Source organism: Pantoea sp. BAV 3049 (genome assembly GCF_009765445.1).
GTDB lineage: Bacteria > Pseudomonadota > Gammaproteobacteria > Enterobacterales > Enterobacteriaceae > Erwinia.
The window spans coordinates 3899905-3925963 of the sequence record NZ_WHOY01000031.1 but is presented as its reverse complement, the minus strand read 5'-3'; the positions used below and the strand labels follow the sequence as shown (position 1 = coordinate 3925963).

Here is a 26059-nt window from a genome sequence, read left to right as displayed (position 1 = left end):
TCAGAAATAACCCTGGCGTTTTTTCAGCTCCATCGAGCCGGACTGATCGCGGTCAATCACGCGGCCCTGACGTTCACTGGTGGTGGAAACCAGCATCTCTTCAATGATCTCCGGCAGCGTCTGCGCCTCAGAATCCACCGCGCCGGTCAGCGGCCAGCAGCCAAGGGTACGGAAACGCACCATACGCTGCTTGATCTCTTCGCCAGGTTGTAAATTAATCCGATCGTCATCGATCATCATCAGCATGCCATCACGCTCCAGAACCGGGCGCGGTGCAGCCAGATACAGCGGAACGATGTCGATGTTTTCCAGGAAGATGTACTGCCAGATATCCAGCTCGGTCCAGTTGGAGAGCGGGAACACGCGAATGCTTTCACCCTTGTTGATCTGGCCGTTGTAGTTGTGCCACAGCTCAGGACGCTGGTTTTTCGGGTCCCAGCGGTGGAAACGGTCGCGGAAGGAGTAGATACGCTCTTTGGCGCGGGACTTCTCTTCATCGCGCCGGGCACCGCCGAACGCGGCATCAAAGCCATACTTGTTCAGCGCCTGCTTGAGGCCTTCGGTTTTCATAATGTCAGTGTGCTTGGCGCTGCCGTGGACGAACGGGTTGATGCCCATTGCCACGCCTTCCGGATTGCGGTGCACCAGCAGCTCAGCCCCGATCTCTTTCACTGTACGGTCGCGGAACTCGTACATCTCTTTGAATTTCCAGCCGGTGTCCACATGCAGCAGCGGGAACGGCAGCGTGCCGGGATAGAACGCCTTACGCGCCAGGTGCAGCATCACTGAAGAGTCCTTCCCGATGGAGTACATCATTACCGGGTTGCCGAATTCTGCCGCCACTTCACGGATGATATGGATACTTTCCGCTTCCAGTTGACGCAGGTGGGTGAGTCGTTTTTGATCCATAACTTTTCCTCAAGCCAAATTCACAACGGCGGACTCACGTCCGGCCTGCTGCGCTGAATGTTGAAACCACGCCAGTTGCTGATGCAGGTTAACCACTTCCCCAATCACTAACAGGGCTGGCGTTGGCGCGCGTTGCGCGAGTGCTTCTAATTCTTCCAGTGTCCCAATCAACACCTGCTGATCCTGACGTGTTCCACGACCAATTACCGCAACCGGCGTCTGAGCGTCGCGGCCATGGGCAATCAGTTGGGCGGAGATCTCTGCCGCTTTCACCGTACCCATATAAATAGCCAGCGTCTGCCGGGCACGGGCCAGTGACGGCCAGTCCATACCTTCGCCATCGGCGCGGCAGTGACCGGTAATAAACAGCGCGCTTTGCGCATGGTCGCGGTGAGTTAAGGGGATCCCGGCATAGGCCGTTGCGCCTGCAGCCGCCGTCACGCCCGGCACCACCTGGAAGGGAATGCCGGCCTCCACCGCAGCCTGTAACTCTTCTCCACCGCGCCCAAAGATAAACGGATCGCCGCCCTTCAGGCGCACCACTCGTTTGCCCTTTAACGCCAGTTCGATCAGCAGGCGGTTCGTCTCTTCCTGCGGCACAGTATGGGCATTGGCACGTTTACCGACGCAGATGCGATCGGCATCGCGGCGAACCAAATCAAGGATTTCGTCGCTGACCAGATGGTCATACAGCACCACATCGGCCTGCTGCATCACCTGCAGACCGCGCAGCGTCAGCAGTCCGGCATCGCCAGGGCCGGCACCGACCAGGATGATTTCACCCTGGCTGGCTTCCGGATCTGACAGCTGCTGGTCCAGCGTCTGTTTCGCGCCGGAAACGTTGCCGGAAGCGACCTGGCTGGCAAACAGGCCGTTAAAGGCGGTTTCCCAGAAGCGACGGCGTTCGGACATTTTGTCGAAACGTTGTTTAACCTTGTCCCGCCACTGACCGGCAATTTCCGCCATCTGTCCGAGATTTCCCGGCAGCAGCGCTTCCAGCTTTTCGCGCAGCAGTCGGGCCAGAACCGGTGCGGTACCGCTGGAAGAGATAGCCACCACCAGTGGAGAACGATCGACAATCGACGGGAAGATAAAGGAGCACTTCGGCTGGTCATCCACCACGTTAGCTAACAGGCGGCGCTCGCTGGCATCGCTGAACACCCGGCCATTCAGCTCGCTGTCATCAGTAGCGGCAATCACCAGATACACCCTGTCCAGCTGGCTGCTCTGGTATTCCTGCGCGAACCACTCAACGGAGCCGCTGCTTTCTAGCCGCGACAGTTCTGCGCAAAGTTCCCGGGCCACAATCAACACGTGGGCACCCGCGCGACGCAGGAGGTCAATTTTGCGCGCAGCGACATCACCGCCGCCAACGATCAGCACCGGTTTGTTTCGGATGTCTGCAAAAATCGGGAGATAGTCCACGTCTGTCTGGTCGCTAATAACAAAAAGTTAACGAGACTATACGGCCCGGGCTTAAGGGTTATGAAATTACTAATTGGAATGAGTAGTTACTGAATGGAATAACGCCCTGGCAATGCTAAGGACAAAATGTGCTTAACGGATGATATTGCGGCCATTTCAGAGAGATTGAAATTGTGCAATGGCGGTCACACTTTCATACTGGTGCAGCAAAAATATTTCGCAGGCTCGTCACAGGATGACGACTAAGGACGCTACATGTTTTCCCGACTCCGCCTGAGCGCGCTGGCTGCGTTGCTCTCCTGCGGTGCCCTTTTCCCTCTGCACGCGGCAACCGTGGCCGAGGGTCACTATGCCGAGCAGCAGCTGCGGCATATCGCCACCTATTTTCCCGGCCGGATGGCTGGCAGCCCGGCTGAGATGCTGACCGCGGACTATCTGCAACAGCAGTTTCAGCAGCTGGGTTTTGACAGCAATAAAAGAGACTTTACCGCCCACTATCACTATAAGTCACAGAATGGTCACCTTACGCCACACACGGTGACCGCAACCAGCGTGGTGGCGGCGAGAACCGGAGCGGTTCCACAGCAAATCATCATTATTACCCACTCGGATACCTGGCTGCCGCAGAGCGACAGCGATCGCCAGAAGAACCTGGGCGGCCTGACGCTGCAGGGAGCCGACGACAACGCCTCCGGGCTGGGCGTGATGCTGGAACTGGCGCAGCGGCTGAGCAAAGTGCCCCTGCATTACAGCCTGCGCTTTGTCGCGCTGAGCGGCGAGGAGCTGGGCCAGCGTGGCGAGGAAGACTACCTCGCACGAATGAAGCCGGAGGAGAAAAAGAATACTCTGCTGGTGATCAAACTGGACAGCCTGGTGGTGGGGAATAAACTTTATTTCGACAGCGGGGCTAACACGCCAGAACCCGTGGCACGGCAGACCCGCGACAGGGCACTGGCTATCGCCCGGGCCAGCGGCATCCCAACGGCCAGCCGGGGTAAAGCCGTCAGGACTGAACCGGCAGTGGACCTGTTCGATAAGGCCGGTTTCCCGTTGCTGAGCGTACGTGCCACCGACTGGGAGCTGGGCGGGAAAGATGGCCAGCAGCAGCGCGCTATCAGCCGACACTTCCCGCAGGGTACCACCCGCCACCAGGCCGCGCTGGATAACCTTGCCTGGCTGGATCGCTGGCTACCGGGGCGCATCAGCCAGCGTATGCACAACAGCGTAAAAATTCTTCTGCCGCTGATCGCTGATCTGGCAAACCCAAAAATAACGTCTTAAGGAGTCGCAATGTACATCGTCAGCCTGAACTACACTCGCCCGCTGGAAGAAGTTGAAGCCGTGCTGGACGCGCATCTTACATGGCTGGATAAGTATTTCGATGCCGGAGTATTTATTGCCGCTGGCCGTAAGGATCCGCGCACCGGCGGTCTGATCATTGCTGCGGATATCGATCGCGAGCGGCTGAACACCATTCTGGCGGAAGACGCCTTCCAGGCCGTGGCCGACTATGAGGTAACGAAGGTGAATGTGACCCGTGCAGCGGATGAGTTCGCGGGGTTGGTCGGGGAATAGAAGAAAGGGCGCAGGCTGCCAGTCTGGAGCCTACGCCGTGAGTGCAGAGCCATTTGAAAGAACGGCAGCTGATTACTCGTGCAGCCCACACTCGCGCTTCAGGCCAAAGAAGCGGGTTTCCTCTTCCGCCATCCCCGGTTCCCATTTGCGCGTGGTGTGCGTATCGCCCACTGACAGATATCCCTGATCCCACAGCGGGTGATAACCCAGGCCGTGTTCTTTGAGGTAGCTGTAAACCTGCTTGTTATCCCAGTCGATAATCGGCAGCACCTTGAACACGCCACGCTGGATAGCCAGCACCGGCAGACTGGCGCGGCTGCTGGACTGGTCACGGCGCAGACCGGCGAACCAGGTCTGGCCGTTCAGCGTTTCCAGCGCCCGGTTCATCGGCTCTACCTTATTGATCAGGTTGTAGCGCTCGATCCCTTCCACGCCCTGCTCCCAAAGTTTGCCGTAGCGCGCTTCCTGCCAGGCGGCACTCTGCTCAGCGCGGAACACCTTCAGATTCAGGCCGAGTTTGTCTGTCAGCTCATCAATAAACTGGTAGGTTTCCGGGAACAGATAGCCAGTGTCCGTGAGGATCACCGGAATATCCGGCTTCGCCCGCGTCACCAGATGCAGGCTCACTGCAGCCTGGATCCCAAAGCTGGAAGAGAGCACCGCTTCGCCGGGCAGGTTTTCCAGCGCCCAAATCACGCGCTCTTCTGCGGAGAGTTTTTCCAGATTCGTATTGATTTCCGCCAGCGCCATCACGCGCTCAACTTTCGGTAAATCATTCAGTGCTGAGAGATCGAGTACAGCCATATCAAGCCTCCGTCATTCCCAAAAATCGCGGGCCGGGTCAAGAACCGGTTTCACCACGCCAGTGCGGATGGTGAAATCGCCAAAGCCTTCACCGGCTTCGCGTTCTGTGGCCCAGCGGCCCATTAATTCATCAAGGGTAGACAAAATTTCGTCTTCGGTGATGTTTTCACGGTACATGCGCGGGATGCGCGTGCCGATGCGGTTACCCCCCAAATGCAGGTTGTAGCGGCCCGGCGCCTTGCCCACCAGGCCAATTTCGGCCAGCAGTGCACGACCACAGCCGTTCGGGCAGCCGGTCACGCGCAGCACGATGTGCTCATCACCCACGCCGTGTGCAGTCATGATGCCTTCCACGCGGGTGACGAATTCCGGCAGGAAGCGCTCGGCTTCGGCCATCGCCAGCGGGCAGGTCGGAAACGCCACGCAGGCCATCGAGTTTTCACGCTGGGCGGTGACGCTCTCCATCAGCCCATGCTCACGGGCAAGCTGCTCGATTTTTGCTTTATCCGCTGCCGGCACGCCAGCCACAATCAGGTTCTGATTGGCGGTCAGGCGGAAGTCGCCTTTATGCACTTTGGCGATTTCCGCAATCCCGGTTTTCAGCGGGCGGCCCGGATAATCCAGCAGACGACCGTTTTCAATAAACAGCGTCAGGTGCCATTGATTATCGATGCCTTTTACCCAGCCGAAGCGGTCGCCACGGGTGGTGAATTCATAAGGACGGATCGGTTCAAGTTTGATCCCGGCGCGACGCTCGACTTCCTCTTTAAAGGTGTCCACGCCCACGCGCTCCAGGGTGTATTTGGTTTTGGCGTTTTTACGGTCGGTACGGTTACCCCAGTCGCGCTGAGTGGTAACCACCGCTTCTGCCACGTCCAGAATTTTATCCACCGGCAGATAGCCGAACTCGCTGGCGGTACGGGCGTAGGTGGCTTTATTACCGTGATCGATAGACAGGCCGCCGCCCACCAGCAGGTTGAAGCCGATCAGCTTGCCCTTCTCGGCAATCGCAATGAAGTTCAGGTCGTTGGCGTGCAGATCCACATCGTTATGCGGCGGCACCACCACGGTGGTTTTGAACTTACGCGGCAGATAAGTTTCGCCGAGGATCGGCTCTTTATCGGTGGTCGCGACCTTTTCCTTATCCAGCCAGATTTCCGCATAGGCGCGGGTTTGTGGCAGCAGATGCTCGGAAAGCTTCTTCGCCCACTCGTAAGCTTCCTGATGCAGCTCAGACTCCACCGGATTGGAGCTACACAGCACGTTACGGTTCACATCGTTGGCGGTAGCCAGCGAATCCAGCCCCACTTCGCTCAGCATCTGGTGCGCAGGTTTGACGTTGCCCTTCAGGATGCCGTGGAACTGGAAGGTCTGGCGGTTAGTCAGACGGATGCTGCCATAGATGGTGTTCTCTTCAGCGAACTTGTCGATGCCCAGCCACTGCTTCGGCGTGATGATCCCGCCCGGCAGACGGCAACGCAGCATCATCGCGTGGCGCGGCTCCAGCTTCTGCTCCGCTCGCTCGGCACGAATGTCACGGTCGTCCTGCTGGTACATGCCGTGAAAACGGATCAGCAGGAAGTTATCGCCGGTGAAGCCACCGGTCAGGCCGTCCTGCAAATTTTCGGCGATGGTGCCACGCAGGTAGTTGCTCTCTTTTTTCAGGCGCTCGGCATCGGTCAGTTTGCCTTCAACCACCAGCGGTCCAGGGTGTTTTTCATTCATTAGTAAACGTCTCGCTGATAACGGCGCTCGATGCGCAGCTCACTTAAAAATTCGTCGGCGGTTTCCAGATCCATCCCGCCGTGCTCCGCCACTACTTCCAGCAGCGCCTGCTCCACGTCCTTCGCCATGCGGTTGGCATCACCACAGACATAAAGGTGTGCGCCCTGCTCGATCCAGCGCCACACTTCGGCTCCTTTGGCGCGGATTTTATCCTGCACGTAAACTTTGTGCTGCTGATCGCGCGACCAGGCGAGGTCGATATTGGTCAGCAAGCCATCCTTCACGTAGCGCTGCCACTCCACCTGATAAAGGAAGTCCTCGGTAAAGTGCGGGTTGCCAAAGAACAACCAGTTTTTGCCTTCTGCCCCGTCGTTATCACGCTGCTGCATAAAGGCGCGGAACGGCGCAATGCCCGTGCCCGGACCAATCATGATAACGGGGGTTTCCGGATTGGCTGGTAAGCGGAAGTTGTCATTGTGCTCAATGAACACGCGGATCTCACCGTCCTCTTCCAGCCGGTCGGCCAGGAAGCTGGACGCCCCGCCCGCACGGGCACGGCCTTCAATTTCATAGCGCACGGCACCGACGGTGATATGCACTTCAGTTTCGCTCTCAGCCTGCGAGGAAGCGATGGAATAGAGACGCGGCGTCAGTGGGCGCAGCAGCTCCGTCAGCTGTTCAGCACGCAGTTCAACCGGTGCCTGACGCACCATATCCACAATCGGCATCGACTGGGCGTAGTGCTGTAATTTGCTCTTATCGCTGACCAGCGCCAGAAGCTTCTCATCGCGAGACAACTTTCCGTACTGCTCAACAATCTGTGGCGTGTTGACGGTCAGCTCAAAGTGTTTCTGCAGCGCTTCGCTCAGCGGCAGCGTCTGGCCGTGGATCGCCACACTCTCCGTGCCGGTCAGCCACAACAGCTCAAGCAGCTCCTGCACCAGCGCCGCGTCGTTTTCATACCACACGCCCAGCGCATCACCCGGCTGGTAGCGCAGGCCGGAGTCGCCCAAATCAATTTCGATATGGCGCACGTCTTTATCGGAATCACGGCCGGTGATTTTCTGGTTCACCGCAAAGCTGGCAGTCAGCGGCTCTTCCTTGCTGTACGGGCTGCTGAACACTTCGTTGACCGTCCCGGCGGCGGTAACGGCAGCCACGGCTGGCGATTCGCTGGGGACCCGGGCCTTCAGGATTCCAACGATTTGCTTGCGCCACTTTTCGGCTTCTGCCGCGTATTCCACATCGGCATCAACGCGATCCAGCAGGCGCTCGCCGCCCATCTCTGCCAGCTTACCGTCAAAGTCTTTCCCGGCCTGGCTGAAAAATTCATACGAGGTGTCACCCAGCCCAAAGACGGCAAAGGCGGTGTTATCCAGCTTCGGCGCCTTTTTCGACATCAGGTATTTGTGCAGCGCCACGGCTTCTTCCGGCGGCTCACCTTCGCCCTGCGTCGAGGTGACCACAATCAGCATTTTTTCCTGAGCGATCTGCTTGAACTTGTAGTCGCCCGCATTAACCAGGTTAACGTTCAGTCTGGCGGCCAGCAGGTCATCGCGCAGCTGTTCGGCCAGGCGACGGGCATTGCCGGTCTGCGAAGCGGAAAGCAGCGTAATCGTCGGGACATCAGCCGGAACCGGAGCGCTGATCGCCGCGGTGCCGGGAGTCTGATTGACCATGCCCCAGAAATAACCGGAAAGCCATGCGAGCTGGGTGGTGGAGAAATCACCGGTCGCCGCCTGCAGGCGCGCGAGTTGTTCCGGATTAAGCGGAAGCAGAGAACCTGGGGGAGCCTGAGTCGTCATTGCGTAGAATATTCCAGTTAAAGGGCTCTGGGGCCAAAAGTCAGTAAGATAGAGACAGGGTAACGATTGGGATAATAACCCTTAAATAAGGGTTGGTAATAATAAATAACCAAAATGACTAAACGCTTTTACAACTAAGGCATAGTGGCAAAACAGGTTAATTAAATAACCAAAAATCAGCCAGTTACAACTGTTCACTTTTCATTCCTGCCGAACCTGCAGGAAAGTACAGTGAAACGGGTGCGAAAAAAGGGTTTTTCCGGTAGACTTCGCCGGTTTTTTCAAGCAATCACTGAGACCTGTCCTATGGCTACCACGCTGTTTAAAGATTTCATGTTCGAGGCCGCTCACCATCTGCCTAACGTACCGGCCGGGCACAAATGCGGCCGCCTGCACGGGCACTCCTTCCTGGTGCGGCTCGAAATTACCGGCGAAGTGGATGCGCATACCGGTTGGATCATGGATTTTGCCGAGCTGAAAGCGGCCTTTAAGCCGGTTTACGACCGCCTGGATCACTACTATCTGAATGAGATCCCGGGCCTGGAGAATCCGACCAGCGAAGTGCTGGCTAAGTGGATTTGGGACCAGATGAAGCCGAAGCTCCCGCTGCTGAGCGCGGTAATGATTAAAGAGACCTGTACTGCGGGCTGTGTGTATAAGGGCTGAGCCTGGTCAGCCTGATGATGGCTGGCGACGCTGCCAGTATGAGCACTTATACTGGCAGAGTGGGCGGGATACCGGGGCTTTAGCTGGCGAAATGTCCGGTTTCATCTGCCATTATTCCTTTGATCTCTTTAATTAACGCCTCACGAGTAGTGGATGTTTTAGCATTCGCTTCTCCCACGCAATTATCGGCCCATTCTTTGACTCTTGTGGCAGCACTGGTTACCGAAATATAGTACATTTCAACCCTCGTATTACTGATTCCAGATTTCTCGGCAACCCCTTTTTTAATTTTATCACAAAGGTGATATTGCTTTAAAAAATTCTGAGTCACGTTTTTCCCCGAGTTATCTTCTCCATCAGAAATTAAAATAAAAACCTTGCGCTTATTACTTCCCTTCATCATCACGGGAACGGAGCGAATCAGTCCGGAACTGATCTGTGTATTACCATATGCCTGCATATCCTGAAACTGGTCCAGCACACTTATATCACTGGTGAGTTCAACCAGCCAGGAGCGAGCACTACTGCGACTTAAGTCATTATTGCTGACATGCCTGAACCATCCACCATTTAAACACATAGCTGAATAGGGCCTGTTATAGGTATGATCTTTATCCTTAACCATAGCTGTCCATTCCAGTGGAAAGGTAATCACAGCCTTATCGCTGAACATCTCCTGCAATGTCGCCTGATAATCTGTGACATAATCATTAAAAATCGTCCCGTAATTATCATGGTACTTTTTCACCAGCCAGGCACTCTGGTACTCTGGTACTCTTTAGAAATAATTAACTTCGAGCGTTCAGAATAAATATCGCTGTCTGGATAGCCTTCCGTTTTACAGGAATACAGATATTTTCCGGTGCTGCTACCATAAATACTGTTTCTCACGCACCATTTGCTGAGAACGGCAGGTTCCGTCATTGCTGGAATGGCGGGTTTAACATACTAGATATAATAGCGGTAACGATAAAGATCCATATTGTAAATAATACTATTCAGCGTGTAGTAATCAGGGTTCTGAATCTGCTTATCTGCCCAGAACGCATAATTAATATTATAATTTTCCTTAGGGACGAACAATACCGAGCAGCCAACCCGTTCGCCGCCACGCTCATTCTTACCGGATAACTTCACCGGGACACCGATACTGAAGGGCACCAGCGCTATTTGCGTTTTTTCATTATTCTCAAGAGCGAACTGGCTGATCTCTTTTACGACGGCCTTAAGATCGTTCAGTCTTGTTCCCTGCATGGAACCGGAGAAATCCAGTACAAACACGTAATCTGTCGCCACTGAGGTAAACTTTTTCACCAACCGATTGCCGCTGCCGGTCTCAATATCGTGGTCAAAACCTGCCAGCGTACCGGTGTTGAAGATAATTGGCACCTTCAGTGTGGCGCTCAGCTCATAGCGGGTAAATTTAAAACCATTGGCATCCATCTCCTCATTAATCCCGGAGACACTGATGACGGGTACACTGGCTATTCCGGGAAGATGATAACGGACATAGTTTGTTGCCATCAGCTGCGCGGCTTTTAACTCGTCCTTATTTAAGTCACTTTTTCCGGTGGCGGAAACGGCCAGCGCCGCTTCATCCATTGCATTGGCCAGCCGGGTTTTCGTCGACAGCAAATTCACACTGTCCAGACCAAAACTCATCATCGCCAGCAGGCACGGCAGGATAATGGCGAAAGCTGGAGCCAATGCGCCACTATCGCTATGAAGCCCCCATTTTATTTTTTCCCGGATTACAGACACGATCTTAACTCCCTGGCCGAGGCCATTTTTTTATAGGTCATCCTGCCCTTTCTGACACAATACATGGCGGGAATATCATTTGGCCGGTATTTTTCAACCCACTCACCGGCATCATCTTTCAGATAATTCGCCGGGCCGTGAAACAACTCGCCTTTCAGGTTGATATCAATAAAAGTGACATTGACCCGTCGCTGAAGCACCCGGCTGTAATAAAGCTGGTGGTTCACTTCCCGCACCATTTTTTTCTGAGCCAGATGGGCAGAATCAATAAAGACAATCGCTTCGGCACGGTTGTCCGGCGTTTTCCTGCCAGCCGAAGCGGTAAAGCAGGCCAGCAATATCAGCAGCAGACAGACAAAAATTACTTTTACGGTCATGGCAACCTCCTTTGCCTGCGCCGCCAGGCGATCTTTGCATGACGATGCCGCATAACATTGACCTGGCGTAGCCGCACGGTATTGGCCTAACGCAGCAGCGCAATATTCGAGACCACCACGTTTTCAGGTAGTGCTCCCACGCCCTGTAACAAACTGCTCAAGGTGCCTTTCGGGACGGGAACGCTCAGCGTGACCTGATAAAGCGGGATCCAGCGGCTGCGGTTGCTCCAGGGTGACAGTCCGGTCAGCTCAGTCAGTTTTATGGCGGGCTGCAACTTGCAATTAGTGGCTCCACCAGTCAGCAAGATAGTGGTGCTGACCTTTTTCACCACCTGATCTTTAAAATCCAGACTTTCAATGGTCAGGCAGAACTTTCTGACTGAACTGCTGCCCAGCAGCGTTTCGGCCAGTTTAGTCAGTTGGTTCAGCTGCGCCGTGGTGAGCGCTGTCGTTCCGTTATACAGATAGCGCCTTTCGCGCAGCACGCTGACCAGCGAATAACTCACCGCTTCAGCCTGGCTTTTTCGCGTCAGCCAGAAGCCGTAATCGACTGTAGCCATACAAAGTGTCACCAGCGCTGCAAAGATGAACGACGCCTCTATCGCCACCACACCGCCGGTTCCGATGGCGAACAGTTGCAGGAGATTATGAAGACGGGGGCGTATTTTTAAATATCTGATCACGCTCGTATTCCTGTACGTAAATAAGCTGACGTGACAAAGAAGATTGTAAGGCAGCAATCAGATCTTCCGTCCCTGGGATCACGCCGTTAAAAAGATACGGCCGGTAGTTATACTTAACCTGATAATAAGCCAGCACCTTGCCTGACGAGGCGGTCTCACTACAGGAGTCGGCGATGGCCTGAGTCACCGAGCTGCAAAAACTGACGTGAGTAGTGAGCTGCGAAGCATCAATTAACCCGGCCCATAACGCACTTTCGTTCCTGATGGTGTCGCGAAAAATAAGGTTATAATCCACCACGGTGCTGGCCTGCGAAGAACTTGTTCTGGCGGCCGAGGAGAGCGTTGCGTCAATCGCCGCCGAAATAAACAGATAGCGGCAGATCTCAAAAACGAAAAACACCAGAAAAACGAAAACAGGAAAGACCAGCGAAAACTCAATTACCAGCGAACCGTCTTCGTCCGAGTCTCTTGTCCCCGAGTGGCGAAAAATGCCCTGTTCCTTGTGCATAATACCCTCTGATCCGAACACCGTTCATCCAGCGTCAGAGCGTGAATAACGCTCTACAATGACGACAAATTACTTTCCACCTCAAACAGAGCCGCAATCAGCGTGTCCGGGTAGCGGGTAATATTTTCCCGTTTGATAATCTCTTTCGCATAACGCAGGTCACCCGCCTTCACCAGCGCAAAGATCAGATTGTGAGTCAGGTGGTTATCGCGATAGCCGCGCAGGTAGACCGGTAGCAACAACTGAATCGCCTGCGAATAACGGCGATCGGCAATATGCACCAGCGCAATATTGTTGATGGCCTTCTCTTCCGGATAAAAAGCATTACGCGCCTGTTCGAAAGAGGCCATTGCCTGCGGTAAGTCGCCCTTTTGTGCCAGGATCACTCCACGCAGATTCAGCGCCTCGCCATTTGCCGGCTCTTTCTGAATCACCATGTCGGTAAATTTAAGCGCCGCATCATAATTTTGCTGCGCGGTCAGGTTCTTGCTCTGCAACAGATAAACCCGTGGTGAAGGATTTTTATTCAGCGATACCAGCAGATAGTGCAGCGAAGAGTTGTAATTTCCCGCCAAAAAGTAATATTCCGCCAGCCGGAACCGCACCTCAGGATCCTCTTTCTTCTTCAAAGAATCCCGGGTGAGGGCAATCAGGCTCTCATAGTTTTTAGTCCTGAGCAGCAGCTGCTCTTTATCAGCAATTTTACGGTTTTCCACCCCGCTACTGCCGTCGTGGCGGTAGCCGACAGGCTGGCAGCCAGCGGTGAGCAGCAACAGCGAGCAGAGGAGGCAAAGCGTGTTGAAAGGATTATGCATTAGCCATCATCCTCATCACGCCGGGTGCCGCAACAATGATCACCACCGGAAACATAAAGAACAGAATCAACGGCACGCTCATCTTTGCCCCCAGCTTGCCGATCTTCTCTTCCAGCGTCAGGATCTGCACTTCGCGGATTTCCCGGGAAAGCGTGACCAGTTGCTCATAGATTGACGAGCCATACTGCAGGCTCTGAACCAACATCGCGCAGAGCATGCGGTTTTCCTGTGAGGGCACCTCGTTATAAAAGTGCTTAAGCGCATCACTTAATCCACTGACTTCCGTCCTTTTAACCAGCCGGGCAAGAAAAGGGGTAAAATCCGGATTGATACCCGCCATTTTCTGGCTGAGAAAAGCAAACGCCACCTCCAGACTCATACCGCACTGTACGCACACCGCCAGCAGGTCCACCAGCCAGGGGATCTCCATGCTGAGTTTTTTGACCCGACGGTTGACCAGCGTGCTGCGCAGCTTGCCGGGCAAAATAATCGCCGCTACCAGCGCCACCATGCCGGCCATCATCAGCGTGCTGCGGCTCAGTTCGAGCTGAAAAAGCTGGTTGGCAGTCAGCACCGCACTGAAAATCAGTATCAGCAATCCCAGCTTGTAAATATGGCTACCGTCGAGGCGGCGAAACCAGGTCAGCAATGCGTTCTGCTTCTCCAGCACTAACTCAGCCTCATGATGCGTTTTTAGCTGCTGGACGGTTTTTTCACCACTTTCCAGACCGATCACGTTGATCAATCCATTCAGCCGTTTCATTCTCTGCTGACGCAGCATGCAGTAAACTATCACCGCCAGTCCGGCGAAAATAAGCAGCCCCATCCCCAGTTGCATCTTCATGCTGTCAGATCCCTCTCATCAAAAATTTAATAATGGTTATACCCGTCAGCTCGCTGGCCAGCAGATACCAGAGGATGTAATTTCCTTTCTCGTCATGCAGGACAAATTCAAAGTTCTCTACGCTGATAAATCTCAGCAGAATTAAAAATACAAACGGGATGGCACCGGTGATTTTTGTCGACATTCGCATTTCAGATGTCATCGCCAGCATTTTCTTCTCCATCGCCACGCCGGTGGAAATCGAGCGTTGCAGTTTATTCAGTACCTCTTTCAGCTTGCCGCCACTGTTGATATTCAGCAGGATCGCCACGATAAAGAAATAGTATTCCCGGTAAGGAAAGCGTTTCCAGGATTCGTTGAAGACCTGCTCGGGGTTGTCCCCCAGATTAAGACGACGGCTGACAATGCCAAATTCCCTGCCCAGTGCGCTGTCGCTCATAAAGGCGTAATCGGACATCGCCTGCACAAAGGTGCGGCCGGAAGAGACCGCTCCGCCCACAGAGGTCAGTGCCTCCATAAAGTTCTGGTTAAACTGCTTACGCTTTCTTTTATCCAGCATCGCGTGCCAGGCCATAAAGATGATCAGCGTTACCGGTGGCGCGATCCACAACGTCGGCAGGTTTACGTACCCTGCATTGATTGCGATCACCCCGGCGCTGACCAGTTGGGGGATAAGCAGATTGCGAAAAAAGACCTTCTTGTTTTCCGGCTCCAGCACGCTGAGCCAGGTGCGTATTTTTCTGCCCGCAGCCTGACGAAGTCTGACCATCACCGACTCGCTGGCCAGCGCTGACGGCGGCTGGCCCAGCAGAGACTGTAACGTCCTGCCACGCCGCCCGCGAAAAAGCATCGCCCGGCTGGTCAGCCGCCGACGCTGCAATAAGGTCAGCAGGCACAGGCAGCCGAAAACCACGATAAAGAGAAATAAGCTGCGCATGGTTAATTAAAAATCGCTTTCAGAAAGCCATCACAGGCGTGCTCTCTGGCTTTGCGGTACACCGCAGAGCGGGTGGATAAACCGGGAGTAACAAAGGAGCCGCTGCTGTCGTTCCCTTCTCCATTGATTTCATAAGTAAAAATATCCTGTAAGGTGATCACTTCTCCCTCCTGCCCCATAATTTCGCTGATATGCGTCACCTTGCGCGAACCGTCATACAGCCTTGAAACCTGAATAATCAGGTTCACCGCCGAGCTGATATTGCGGCGAATCGACTCCACTGGCAGGTTCAGATTGGCCATCATCACCATGTTTTCCATACGCGCCAGCGCATCGCGGGGCGTGTTGGCATGCAGTGTGGTCATCGAACCATCGTGGCCGGTGTTCATCGCCTGAAGCATTTCAAATGTTTCGCCACCCCGACACTCACCGACAATAATGCGGTCCGGACGCATACGCAGCGTGTTGATCATCAAATCACGCATGTTCACCTGGCCGCTGTTCTCCACTCCAGCCATACGTGTTTCCAGCCGCACCACATGCGGTTGCTGTAGCTTCAGCTCTGCTGCATCTTCCAGGGTGATCACCCGTTCATCGTTGTTGATGTACTGTGACAGAACATTAAGCAGCGTGGTTTTCCCGGAGCCGGTCCCGCCAGAAATCACAATATTTACCTGGCATTTAGCGGCGATAGAGAGGAAGTTTGCCATCCGCTCATCCAACGTACCCCAGCCAACCAGGTCAACAAACGTGCGCGAGACCTTACTGAATTTACGGATCGAGATCGCCGTGCCATCCAGTGCAACAGGGCTAATGACCACGTTAAGACGGCTGCCGTCGCTCATCCTCGCATCAACCAGCGGCTGCGATTCATCAATGCGTCGCCCAACGCGACTGACCAGCCGTTTAGCGATTTCCGTCAGTTGCTGGTTATCAATAAATCGCTTGCTGGTTTTCACCAGCTTGCCGCCGGTTTCAATAAAGATGTTATCCGGGCCGTTGACCAGAATATCGCTGACGCTGCTGTCCTCCATCAGCTCGCGCAGCGGGCCAACACCGGTGATTTCATCCGCCATCGAGGAAGCCAGCTCCTGCGTTTCCTCTGAAGGCAGATAGCGATTAGTCTCCACGCTGATTTGTTGAATCACCGCAGCGATCTCTTTCACCAGTCCCGTGCGGTCGTTGATTAACCGCTCTACCGTGTCCAGCTCAAGCCGGGGCAGAACCGCAGTGCGCATCGCCCGCGTCAGTTCATCGTACTGGCTGTTCATCGGTTACGTCCTCCTGCCAGCCAGGCCGAGCAGCCTGGTTCGGAGCGAAATCGCAGAGGTTTCCCGCCTGCTGCGTCCCAGCGTCATATCCGTCAGGTTTTGCAGCACCGCTTTATGCTTGCCGGTAAACTGCAGCGGCATTGATGGCTCTCCCGGGCCACGGATGAAAGGGATGACGATATCGGCCTGCTGCCCCAGCAGGTTACCTACCTCTTCCCGGTTTATCATGCCGTTGGCGCGCGGCTGGTTCTGGTTAAAGCAGACGATAATGCGCTTCACGCCGCTGCCGCTGTTTTTAAGATGCTGGTTATAGTCGATGATTTTTTTTGCGTTGCGGATCGAAGCCAGATCGTGATTGCACACCAGCACCACGCTGTGAGAATGCTGCAGGGCATTCTCGATTTCGACGCTGCCCACATTGAAAATCGTATGGTCGAACAGTACAAAGTCATAGGTGTCGTACAGCGGCAGGCTGAAGTTCCACAGATGCTCACTTTGCTCGGTCAGGGCGAACAGGTTTTCCTTCAGTTGGGTCACATCGCTGCTGATCTCTTTTCTGGCAATCAGATCCAGATTGCGCGTGCCGCCCTGGCCCTGCACCAGCAGCAGCGAAACGCTGCGCTGCTGGATCAGACTGCTGGCAAGCTGATAGCTGAGTGAAGAACTGCCGACGCCTCCTTTACAGGCCAGTATGCAAATCTTCAGGGAAGACTTGCCCCACTCGACACGGGTTGCCGGATCGTCGAAGATTTTCCCCAGCTTTTTCATCTGCTCAGGATGATAGTAAACGTAGGAGATCCCCTGTGCCTGGTAGCGAGCCGCCAGCAGCAGAGAATCGCTGCTGCCGATGGCGATACAAACGGACTCCTTCGATAAAAAAAAGCCGATTTTATTGATAAAACCTTCGCACTCTTCCGCCGTACCGCTATCAAAAATCAGGTATTTAATACCCCCCTCAATCGTAGCGGTATCAAACTGATCCAGTGAGATCTGATGTCGGACTATCGGCCCCAGATTGCGCACCTCAAGCTGAGCACAGACCTCATCAATGACCTCCCGCCGGGGAGAAATCACCACCGAGGAGGTCTCCTCATCCTGCTTCTTCTCTGCTGCTCCTGGAAATATCAACATCACCGCTCCCTGTTCAGTAATTAAAAAACAATCCGATCTCTGTTTAGCAAAGAGGCATGGGCATTGTTCTGCAGGGCACAACCGAAATTATCCCAATCCTTGTAACGGTAGTCCTGATACTGATAATCACAGGCATAAGGGAGGGGATAATAGTGCAGGCTGACGCTGAGCAGCTCACCTCCCTGCTTATTAATTTGGATATTTTTATCCAGAATAATGTCTGCCGTCATAATTCCCGCCTGTTCCAGCTTGTGTTTCAAATCCTGTGCCAGCGCGTCCACATCATTACGTTGCCAGCTGATCAGCACCTGACCGCGGATAAAGCGGTAAAGGCTGATCACCTCGGCGGACAAAATTTCCTGATCCACCTCACTCTGGCTATAAAGTTTATATTGCCGTGATACATCAGCCAGCGTTGTCTGATTCCACAATATTGCCAGAATGAACAGAATTAACCGGTGCATAACGTTCCCTATTATTGAATAAAGCCGCTTTCCTGCATAAAGGCCGCAACTTCCCGCCGCGATTTATCCTGAGTTAATGCATTAATATTAAAAAAGCGTTCCAGCAGGCTGCTGCGATTAATGGAAGGATACATGATGTTGCGCGGAGAAATCGGCCTGACCAGATTTACCGTGGCAATCATCACCAGCTCAGTCCGCTCGCGCTTCGCAGCGGTATTACGAAACAATGCCCCCAATACAGGCACATCACCAATAAACGGGACCTTTGACAACGATTCTCTCTCGGTTTCGCTAAGCAGACCAGCCAGCACAAAACTTTCGCCATCTGCCAGTTCAATAGTGGTGCGCGCCTTACGGGATTTCATCGTCGGGATATCTAAAATCGAGCCATCCAGCGAGCTGACCTCCTGGCTCAGCGTCAGTCTGACTTTCTGGCTGCTTTCCACCTTAGCGGCGACAAACATTTTTATGCCGAACTCTTTGTAACTGACTTCGGTCCCATCCAGCGTGCGGGTCACAACAGGCACCTCGCCACCCACCAGGAAATCTGCCGTTTCCCCGGACAGGACTGAGAGATTAGGTTCCGCGAGGATGCGGGCCAACGATTCATTCCCCAGCGCATGGATGACGTTAATCAAACTTCCGGCATTGAACTTAAACTGGTTAAGGATGAAATCACCGACCTCACTGGCCGCACTCCAGTCAATACCGAGGCTGTCGGAATAATTTTTGTTGATTTCCACCAGGGTAATTTTCACGTTAACCTGGTTGGACATCGGCAAAGTCAGGCGATTTTGCAATTTCTTAAAGCTGATGTAGTTCATTTGCTTCAGCTCAATTTCCTCCTGGCTGCTGTCCCCGCCCATTTTTAGCGTGGTTTTTAACACCTCCCGTTCGAGACCCAGTGCCTCTCCCACCACCTGATGGATAGCTTCACGGCTCTCTTCATCAGCCGCAGTGCCAGCCAGGATATAGCCGTCGCCGACTTTTTTCAGCTCGATTTTGCTGCCGGGAAATTCATCCTGCACCAACTGATTCAACTGGCCGATCAGCGGATCCACCAGTACGCTGATCGTGCGGGTTTTCCCGCCCTGCACCAGTAAAATGTCACCCCGCCCGTTGGACAGGCCGTAGATAACCACTTCCCGGTCGTTAATCACCTGGTAATCAACTACCTCAGGGTTCGAGGTAAATACCGTCTCCACCGACTCCTTCATTCTGAGGGTTCTGGCGGCACCTTTTTGCATGTAGTAGGTCTCCGCCCTGCCCTGAAACGAAAGCAGGGACAACAGCAGCCCTATCAGCAGTATCCGCAAGATTGTTACCAGCCAGCTACGCTCGTTCATTTTCTTAATCCCCCCCTTATTTCAGTGATCATCTCGGGGATCCGAGCCTGCACAGCCCTGTTACCCGGTGAGGCATTTACGGGGAACACCAGCGCCTCCCCCAGGTGTTTAACAGCATAAAGTGCGGCAATATCGTCTCTCTCAAGTTCCACACCAACCAGCCTGACGGCGACTGTTTTACCGTTGATCTCCTGGCTGACTTCATTCTCAGAAAGGGAAAAAAAACGTCGGGAACTCACCAGCTTCACCATTTTTGCGGCACCGTTAACCAGAGTCTTTCCTGCCCTGTCGACAACGGTGTAGCGCTTGTCTTCACGGTCCGTAGGCGTAATGAAATAACGCAGACAGATATCCACCTCATCACCTTTTTTCAGCTGGCTCAGCAGAAAGGTATCCGCTGACCGCACGGCCACCGGAAAAATGACATAGCCCTTCTGCAAAGCAACGCCCCTCAGCTCCAACAGTTGAATATTGCTGCTGGTCAGTTCTGCGCCTGAGGCAATATCATTGCTGGCCTGATACTCCAGCAGCTCTTCCGGGAAACGTTCACGGAGCTGAGCCTCTGATACAGGAAGCTGAAGCACCTCTTTGCTGTAGCTTCCCTCTGCCAGTCTTTCTCCTTTCTCTAACGCTTTGGCCGCTATAAAACGGGTGACTGCAACCGTCTCGACAGGGGGTTCCCCTGAGAGCATCAATCCGGCGCCTCCGACCATCAGCAACAGCACGGCGATCGCCACTAACAACCTTTGATTCATACAGTCACCTTGAGGAACATCACGGTTGCCAGATAGCCGCCAACAATAGCCACACCATACGGCACCGTTTTGTGCTCAGGTTTTCGCATCACTCTGCTTGTCAGCAGCATAATCAGCGCAACCGGCAAACCTGCCAGAGTCGTTAAGAAAATAAACACCAGGATGTTATCTGCATCCAGAGAAAGGGATAAGCCCGCCATTAATTTCACGTCTCCGGCACCGATATACCCGCGGATACTCAGTAAAAAACCGGCCACGAGAATCATTGAGACAGGTAAAATGGGTATTTTTCCCCAATACTGCCAGCCTCCAACCAGAGCCAGCAGGCTCAGAATAAGCGTGGTGAGATTTTTAATCTTTCTGTAACGGATATCGCTATAACAAACATGGACAAGGAGAGAGATAAATAACAAATAAAAACTACAGAGCATGATTCTCTCACTACGCTTACTGATTTATTCTAAAAAAAAGATAATATTCTTATTTTCCGGTATTGATTGATTTAAGATTGCTGGTCAGGTCAGTAAACTTAGACTTTACCACACCGATAAACGTTTCATCGCCGGAGCCGAACACCACCATTAACATCCCACTAATCGCCACAGCAATTACCGCGTATTCGATCGCGGTTACGCCCTCCTGTTTTTCTGCAAACTCGGCAAATTTATTACGAAGACAGGTAACAAATTCATGTATTTTCACTGATGAAGAGAGCACTGCACTTTTCATTCCATTATTCCTTTTAAAGTATTTTTTTATTCAGAGTGCGGGTGAAGGATGGCATAACAACCCGGCACTGGAAACAATATGAATCTATTTCCAGAAAAAATGAAGTGACAGCAATCAACTATTTTACTGACAGTTTTATCTGTTTTTCCAGACAGCTTTGCCCACGATAAAAAATCAAAAAAATCCTAATAGAGTATAGCTATGCCGCTTAAAATGAATATAGTAGTCTTTTCGGGAAGTGTTCTTACTTTACGGTTTATTTATCAGAAAGATCGTAACTGGAAACAATTAATTGTTTTAATAACACATTAACCTTAATAAGCACAGCTTGCAGTCGATAAAAATAATAATACTTTCGCCTGTTTTGAAAAAAAGGTTACTCACAGAAATGGAGGATTTATGAGTGCTATTGATAACATTCAGGAAGTTAACAGCAAGGATATGTTGATCGAGAACATTATCAGAATGATATTCAGCGGGATCCTGAGCAACGGCGACTTTATGCCATCAATACGCAATATGAGTGAACGCTATCATCTCTCACGTAATACAGTCCTCGTTGCCTATAAGGAGCTGGAGAGCCTGGGATTTATTGAAGGGCGGGAAAGAAGCTGTTATGTAGTGCTTGGCGAGCTGAAAGGCACAAGAGAGGCCAGAGCCCAGGCGGCCGAAGAAACGGCGGCGATGCGTAAGGCAGAAGAAAACCCGGTCTCCACACCGGACCTGATATCGATCGCAAAAAAACTGATGACGGACAGTAACGCGACGCTTTCGCGCCACTTTATCAGAAAGTGGTTTACCAACTTTAATGCCAGTAAAGATAAATTCCAGCAGCGAAATGAAGATGCCAAAGTTGACCGGGATCTTAAAAAAAATCTTACCCGTTATATCAAGATTGTCAGAGGAACCCGTGTGGTACCTGAAAATATAATGATCATGCCGGGCCAACAGGAGGCACTGGCGGTAATAGCTCATTACGGCAAGTCGCTAAAAAAACGCCCCAGTATCATTCTGGGCGATCCTACTTCCCCCTGGGTTCTGCAGCTTTTTACTTCCCTGGGGTACGAAATCTTTTGGGTCAGAGTGGGAAAAGAGGGGCTGGACGTGGCCTCTTTCCCTGACACTCGGGTCGATTTTATTTATACCACCCCGTCGAATAATTTCCCTTCCGGGGCAAAGATGAGCACGGAGAATCGCAAACTTCTGCTGGAGTGGAGCCGACATCACAACAGCCTGATTATCGAAAATGATGCCTGCTTTATGCTGGGCTTTGGCCGGGAAATCATCCCACCACTGTCGGAAATCTATCCTGTGCCCAACATCATCTATCTTTATAATCTTGCCGAACTGACTGGCAATGCTGCCAGCCTCAGCGTCCTGCTGCTCCCTCCGGCCCTGAGATCCCCTCTGCGACAGCTTTCACTCCTGCTGGCCAGTGAAAACAACCAGCTCAATCGCCAGATACTCAGCGGCATGTTGGGTTCAAGCCATCTGATGAAGTATCTGGCCAATACGTTACGGCTACGGCAGATCAAATTTGAGCTGGCCGTCGCCGGGCTTAAGAAGGTCTGTCCGCAGGTTGATATCTGGGGATTGATGCATTCCGGGTATTTCAGTTTTGCCACTAAAGAACGGGCTTTGCCGGACGAGCTGAAAAATAAAGTTTTGTTTCCCCTGGCGCTGTTCTGCCAGAACCCGGAGCCTGGCAGCGGGCTACGCCGCTATATCTACCCGGTTGGCTCCCTGTCCGTTTCGGAAATTGAACATATTAATCAACTGCTGCTGACCCACAACTCGCCAGCGAACCGCAAACAGCGTAAAGCGCTCCCCCAACAGGCCACCGACACCGGTCCGAAATCAGCTTCCGGCGCAGGCCAGGCACCGGAATCTGACTCCAGCCCGGTTCCGAACTAACCGGACCTAACCTCCACGGGCCGGGCAATCCGGCTCGCTTTGCTCAGCAGAAATTTTACTGTCACATATTTACTCTACGTTGTGGGCTCCTTCATTAAAGATCGAGAGAATCAACAATGAATCCGTTATGTAAAATTTCTGCTGTTGCGTTACTTCTGGCGGCCTCTTCGCAGGTCAGTGCAATGAATATCCTGGATTTTCCTCAGCCTGAAAACAATCCTGACGAGTTTTATGCGCTTACTGAAATTCCGGCGGGCGGCATCATCAAATATGAAACCGACGCCAAAACCGGTTTTATCGTTGCCGATCGTTTCCAGTCCATGCCGGTGGCCTATCCGGCCAACTACGGCTCTCTGACTCAGTCGCTGGGCGGCGATGGCGATCCGCTGGATGTGATTTTCTACACCCGTGCGCCAATGGCACCCGGCACACTGATCAAACTGCGCCCGATTGGCGTACTGAAAATGATTGATGGCGGCGAATCTGATGACAAGATCGTTGCCGTTCCGGCCAGCAAAATCGACCCGACTTACGATGAAATCAAAACGGTCAGCGATCTGCCGAAACTGGAGCAGGAGCGTCTGCAGGCCTTTTTCCGCGTCTACAAGCAGCTGCCGGATGGCCGTAAGAAGGTGGAACTGAACGGGTTTAACGACGACGCCGCGGCAAAAACCGAGATTAAATCGGCGTTCGAAGCGTACAAGGCAAAGGCGGGTAAAGCAGAATAATTCACCGACGGCAGGGATGCCGCCAGCAAACGGTCAGGCAATGTTCAGGTATTTATGCGTCTGCATCGACAGCCGCCAGTTGCGCGCAATGCAGGTTTCAATGCACAGCTTAGTGGCATCGTCCTTCTGACTGATCGGTTGCAGCGCCACGATGCGGCTTTTCTGATCGTGCAGCGTAGCCAGCAGCTCATCCAGCGCATCCACATCACGCTGGCGGGCTACCGGATGTTTCACTTCATCTGCGCGGATCAGCGCCTGATTCAGCACATCATAACCGCCGCGCATATTCACCTTTGGCGATACCGTCACCCAGGTGGCTTCGCTGCAGCGCACTTTATGGGTGCCACTGGTCTCAATCTGACAGCTGAAGCCATTGCGCTCCAGCGTCTGCGTCAGCGGTGTCAGATCGTGAATGCAGGGTTCTCCCCCGGTGATCACCACATGCCGTGCTGTCCAGCCATGCTGTGCAATCACGGCCAGCAACGCCTGCGCGTCAGCCGCACCCCAGGCATCTGACTCCACGGTCTTTAACAGAATATCGCCCAGCGAGGTTTCCCGATTGGCCAGCTTATCCCAGGTGTGTTTGGTGTCACACCAGCTGCAGCCCACCGGGCATCCCTGCAGGCGGATAAAAATTGCCGGAACGCCGGTATAAAACCCTTCGCCCTGCAACGTCTGGAACATCTCATTTATCGGGTACTGCATCACCATCTCGACTGGAAGTGAAAATAAGGGCGCAGATTATGACAGATTGCCACACCTTAACCAAATCTCATTGTGCCGTGTAGGGGACAACTCGTTAAAACACCCTTTCATAAAGCTCCCGGCGCTTGCAACGCCGGGTTATGCTGGCCTGCTCCGCTACATAAAGTTATCCTGATGCATCTCCAGCATCGCCTCTTTTGCCACATCCTTCGCGCCGCTCAGCGTCAGGTGGCCGTAGTCGTTGGAAATCGGATGACCATCAGAAGCTGATCCACGGCAGATGTCGCCAGGGCAGATAATCGAATAGACTGAAATATAGGGCACCTGCTCATCCTGCATCACCTGCTTCATGGTCTGGTCAGTGCCTTTAATACTGTGGTCAATGGAACCGGCCACCAGATCTTTACGCCCGTCGGTCTGGTAGGCCAGCAGGTCCGGCAGCGCCTCAGAATACTCAATGGTCGGCCCCATCACTATAATGTTATTTGAAACGCCTTTCAGATGTTCCAGCGTCGCCTTCAGCGGAGCAATATCTTCCGGCAACCAGCGGGCGGAGATAATCACCCCATCGATTTTATGATCCGCTATCCATGAACCGTAAAGATAATCCACCAGGTCAGTACAGGGATTGCGTAGCGCCTGCTGATACAGTGGCTTGCAGCCCGCCGATGTCGCCTGAATCACATTGATCCCCTCTCCTGCCGCCAGGCTCAACGCCCGCCACAGATGTGCCGCATGGCTGTCACCAATCAGCACGTAGTTCTTCGCGCTGTCGGAAGTTTTCAGGCAGTAATCGCGATCGAACGGCTTATCTTCTTCGCTTATACCATCAACAAAGCAGCGACCAGGACGGTACTGGTAGCTGAACTCAGGCATATCTTTGTACTGGGAGTACTTCGCCAGCGCCAGCGCTTCAGCAGAGAACTGCCCGGCATTGTTGCTCAGGTGGCCTTTGTACAGCGTGCCGGACGCCATCAGTACCAGCCCGATAACTGAAGCAGTCACGATCCTGCCGGGAGAGAACACGGCCAGCTTGTAGCGGAACGGGATTTCAATCAGATAGCGGGAAGCCACCGCCAGCCCCAGCGTCATACCGACAATCACCAGCTCACGTATGCCTGGCGCAAAGTTAAAGAACATCCGGCTGTAGACAATGATCGGCCAGTGCCAGAGATAGAGGCAGTAGGAGATCATGCCGATATAAACCACCGGCTTCAGCGCCAGCACGCGGGAAACGGCGGCTTTCTGCCCCGCCAGAATAATCAGGAAGCTGCCGAGGCAGGGCCAGAGAGCATTCCAGGCCGGGAAAGGTTTACGGGTATCCAGCCACAGAAAACCGGTCAGGATCAGCGCCAGTCCGGCAAGGCTCATCAGGTGTTTTACGCCCTGCGTAACTTTGCTCATCTTCGCTTCCAGACCGGCCACGGCGATCAGGCCGCCCAGCGCCAGTTCCCATGCACGGGTGGGCAGCATATAGAAGGTGAAGGTCGGTTTGCGGGTGACGGCAAAAATGCTCAGCAGCAGCGAAACGCCGATAATCAGCAGCATCACCTGAGTGGCTCTCTGGCGGAAAAAGCGCACCACAAACAGCAGGATAACCGGGAAGATGATATAGAACTGCTCTTCAACCGCCAGTGACCAGGTGTGCAGCAGCGGCTTCAGCTCGGCCGGTCCGGCAAAGTAACCGGTGGTTTTCCAGAAGAACAGATTGGAGGAGAACAGCAGCGTGGCCAGCGAGCTGTTGCTCAGATCGCTGAACTGCGCAGGCAGCAGGTGATAATAACCGAATGCCAGCGTGCTCAGCAGCACCACAAACAGTGGCGGAAGGATACGCAGGCAGCGTCGCTTGTAGAATTCCAGATAAGAGAAGGTGTTGTTAATGGCCCCGGAATAGATAATGCCGCATATCAGATACCCTGATATGACAAAGAAGATATCCACACCAGTGAATCCTCCGGGTATGCCGCCGATCCCCATATGATAAGCAATGACGGGCAATACCGCCAGCGCCCTCAGCCCATCCACATCCGCCCGATATTTCATTATAACGTGGTCCTGATTACATTTAGTTACCGGGAATTTACATAAAACAAACTGATAATTCTGCTGACATTACGCGAATCAGACCAATCCGTAACACTACTAACCCCCCCCTAACTTTATGATTAAAATGAATTAACAG

27 protein-coding genes are annotated in these 26059 nt (G+C 53.3%); 5 read left to right on the top strand and 22 right to left on the bottom strand.

Going from position 1 to position 26059, the window contains the following annotated elements; translation table 11 throughout:
* Both cysD and cysG read right to left on the bottom strand, forming a co-directional pair.
* Nucleotides 1–909, bottom strand: a complete 909-nt coding sequence (gene cysD, locus GSQ70_RS19340; RefSeq protein ID WP_158784057.1) for a sulfate adenylyltransferase subunit CysD — start codon at nt 907–909, stop codon at nt 1–3.
* A gap of 9 nt (nt 910–918) precedes the next feature.
* The gene (gene cysG / locus GSQ70_RS19335; protein ID WP_158784056.1) at nt 919–2334 is read right to left on the bottom strand and encodes a siroheme synthase CysG; all 1416 of its coding nucleotides are present in this window, start codon (nt 2332–2334) and stop codon (nt 919–921) included.
* 255 nt (nt 2335–2589) lie between these two features.
* Between cysG and GSQ70_RS19330 the strand changes: the two genes are divergently transcribed.
* Nucleotides 2590–3615, top strand: a complete 1026-nt coding sequence (locus GSQ70_RS19330) for an aminopeptidase (RefSeq protein ID WP_158784055.1) — start codon at nt 2590–2592, stop codon at nt 3613–3615.
* Nucleotides 3616–3624: 9 nt separating this feature from the next.
* A complete protein-coding gene (locus tag GSQ70_RS19325; RefSeq protein ID WP_158784054.1) occupies nt 3625–3909 on the top strand; it encodes a YciI family protein in 285 nt (94 codons plus the stop codon).
* Nucleotides 3910–3981: 72 nt separating this feature from the next.
* Here the strand turns inward: GSQ70_RS19325 and cysH are convergent, their stop codons facing one another.
* The 3 genes from cysH to cysJ are packed head-to-tail and all read right to left on the bottom strand — an operon-like array spanning nt 3982 to nt 8243.
* The gene (cysH, locus tag GSQ70_RS19320) at nt 3982–4713 is read right to left on the bottom strand and encodes a phosphoadenosine phosphosulfate reductase (protein WP_158784053.1); all 732 of its coding nucleotides are present in this window, start codon (nt 4711–4713) and stop codon (nt 3982–3984) included.
* Nucleotides 4714–4725: 12 nt separating this feature from the next.
* Nucleotides 4726–6438: an assimilatory sulfite reductase (NADPH) hemoprotein subunit gene (cysI, locus tag GSQ70_RS19315; protein ID WP_158784052.1), complete on the bottom strand. Its 1713-nt coding sequence runs from the start codon at nt 6436–6438 to the stop codon at nt 4726–4728.
* Nucleotides 6438–8243 (bottom strand): NADPH-dependent assimilatory sulfite reductase flavoprotein subunit, encoded by a 1806-nt coding sequence (gene cysJ, locus GSQ70_RS19310; protein WP_158784051.1) that lies wholly within the window; start codon nt 8241–8243, stop codon nt 6438–6440. Before cysJ ends, cysI begins: the two co-directional genes overlap by 1 nt.
* 306 nt (nt 8244–8549) lie before the next feature.
* Here cysJ and queD point away from each other — a divergent pair, with 306 nt between their 5' ends.
* A complete protein-coding gene (gene queD, locus GSQ70_RS19305) occupies nt 8550–8909 on the top strand; it encodes a 6-carboxytetrahydropterin synthase QueD (RefSeq protein WP_158784050.1) in 360 nt (119 codons plus the stop codon).
* 79 nt (nt 8910–8988) lie between these two features.
* Here queD and GSQ70_RS19300 read toward each other — a convergent pair whose 3' ends face one another.
* The 15 genes from GSQ70_RS19300 to GSQ70_RS19230 form a co-directional block, all read right to left on the bottom strand.
* Nucleotides 8989–9657 carry a hypothetical protein gene (locus tag GSQ70_RS19300; RefSeq protein ID WP_158784049.1) on the bottom strand — a complete coding sequence of 223 codons (669 nt, stop codon included), beginning with the start codon at nt 9655–9657 and terminating at the stop codon, nt 8989–8991.
* A 200-nt stretch (nt 9658–9857) separates the two neighbouring features.
* Nucleotides 9858–10670: a TadE/TadG family type IV pilus assembly protein gene (locus GSQ70_RS19295; protein ID WP_158784048.1), complete on the bottom strand. Its 813-nt coding sequence runs from the start codon at nt 10668–10670 to the stop codon at nt 9858–9860.
* The gene (locus GSQ70_RS19290; RefSeq protein ID WP_158784047.1) at nt 10661–11047 is read right to left on the bottom strand and encodes a hypothetical protein; all 387 of its coding nucleotides are present in this window, start codon (nt 11045–11047) and stop codon (nt 10661–10663) included. The genes GSQ70_RS19295 and GSQ70_RS19290 overlap by 10 nt, the downstream gene beginning before the upstream one ends.
* Nucleotides 11048–11133: 86 nt before the next feature.
* Complete coding sequence (tadF, locus tag GSQ70_RS19285) at nt 11134–11730, bottom strand: tight adherence pilus pseudopilin TadF (protein WP_158784046.1); 597 nt, start codon at nt 11728–11730, stop codon at nt 11134–11136.
* Entirely contained in the window at nt 11693–12238 is a 546-nt protein-coding gene (locus GSQ70_RS19280; protein ID WP_158784045.1) for a TadE/TadG family type IV pilus assembly protein, read from the bottom strand. Before GSQ70_RS19280 ends, tadF begins: the two co-directional genes overlap by 38 nt.
* A 53-nt stretch (nt 12239–12291) precedes the next feature.
* Nucleotides 12292–13053, bottom strand: a complete 762-nt coding sequence (locus tag GSQ70_RS19275) for a tetratricopeptide repeat protein (RefSeq protein ID WP_158784044.1) — start codon at nt 13051–13053, stop codon at nt 12292–12294.
* Nucleotides 13046–13897: a type II secretion system F family protein gene (locus tag GSQ70_RS19270; RefSeq protein WP_158784043.1), complete on the bottom strand. Its 852-nt coding sequence runs from the start codon at nt 13895–13897 to the stop codon at nt 13046–13048. Before GSQ70_RS19270 ends, GSQ70_RS19275 begins: the two co-directional genes overlap by 8 nt.
* Before the next feature lie 4 nt (nt 13898–13901).
* A complete protein-coding gene (locus GSQ70_RS19265; protein WP_158784042.1) occupies nt 13902–14834 on the bottom strand; it encodes a type II secretion system F family protein in 933 nt (310 codons plus the stop codon).
* Between the two features lie 2 nt (nt 14835–14836).
* The gene (locus GSQ70_RS19260; protein WP_158784041.1) at nt 14837–16105 is read right to left on the bottom strand and encodes a CpaF family protein; all 1269 of its coding nucleotides are present in this window, start codon (nt 16103–16105) and stop codon (nt 14837–14839) included.
* Between the two features lie 3 nt (nt 16106–16108).
* Nucleotides 16109–17236 carry a hypothetical protein gene (locus tag GSQ70_RS19255; RefSeq protein ID WP_158784040.1) on the bottom strand — a complete coding sequence of 376 codons (1128 nt, stop codon included), beginning with the start codon at nt 17234–17236 and terminating at the stop codon, nt 16109–16111.
* A gap of 20 nt (nt 17237–17256) precedes the next feature.
* Entirely contained in the window at nt 17257–17700 is a 444-nt protein-coding gene (locus GSQ70_RS19250) for a hypothetical protein (protein WP_158784039.1), read from the bottom strand.
* Nucleotides 17701–17711: 11 nt separating this feature from the next.
* Nucleotides 17712–19046: a type II and III secretion system protein family protein gene (locus tag GSQ70_RS19245; protein ID WP_158784038.1), complete on the bottom strand. Its 1335-nt coding sequence runs from the start codon at nt 19044–19046 to the stop codon at nt 17712–17714.
* Nucleotides 19043–19801: a hypothetical protein gene (locus tag GSQ70_RS19240; protein ID WP_158784037.1), complete on the bottom strand. Its 759-nt coding sequence runs from the start codon at nt 19799–19801 to the stop codon at nt 19043–19045. Before GSQ70_RS19240 ends, GSQ70_RS19245 begins: the two co-directional genes overlap by 4 nt.
* Nucleotides 19798–20232, bottom strand: coding sequence for a prepilin peptidase (locus tag GSQ70_RS19235; RefSeq protein WP_158784036.1), 435 nt, complete (start codon nt 20230–20232; stop codon nt 19798–19800). Before GSQ70_RS19235 ends, GSQ70_RS19240 begins: the two co-directional genes overlap by 4 nt.
* 49 nt (nt 20233–20281) lie before the next feature.
* Entirely contained in the window at nt 20282–20530 is a 249-nt protein-coding gene (locus GSQ70_RS19230) for a Flp family type IVb pilin (protein WP_158784035.1), read from the bottom strand.
* A gap of 399 nt (nt 20531–20929) precedes the next feature.
* On the opposite strand from GSQ70_RS19230, the gene GSQ70_RS19225 reads away from it, so the two are divergent.
* Nucleotides 20930–22444, top strand: coding sequence for a GntR family transcriptional regulator (locus GSQ70_RS19225; RefSeq protein ID WP_158784034.1), 1515 nt, complete (start codon nt 20930–20932; stop codon nt 22442–22444).
* A gap of 116 nt (nt 22445–22560) precedes the next feature.
* Nucleotides 22561–23172 (top strand): inorganic diphosphatase, encoded by a 612-nt coding sequence (locus tag GSQ70_RS19220; RefSeq protein WP_158784033.1) that lies wholly within the window; start codon nt 22561–22563, stop codon nt 23170–23172.
* A gap of 33 nt (nt 23173–23205) precedes the next feature.
* Here the strand turns inward: GSQ70_RS19220 and queE are convergent, their stop codons facing one another.
* Entirely contained in the window at nt 23206–23877 is a 672-nt protein-coding gene (gene queE, locus GSQ70_RS19215) for a 7-carboxy-7-deazaguanine synthase QueE (protein WP_158784032.1), read from the bottom strand.
* A gap of 156 nt (nt 23878–24033) precedes the next feature.
* Nucleotides 24034–25920 (bottom strand): acyltransferase family protein, encoded by a 1887-nt coding sequence (locus tag GSQ70_RS19210; RefSeq protein ID WP_158784031.1) that lies wholly within the window; start codon nt 25918–25920, stop codon nt 24034–24036.
* Nucleotides 25921–26059 lie beyond the last annotated feature (139 nt).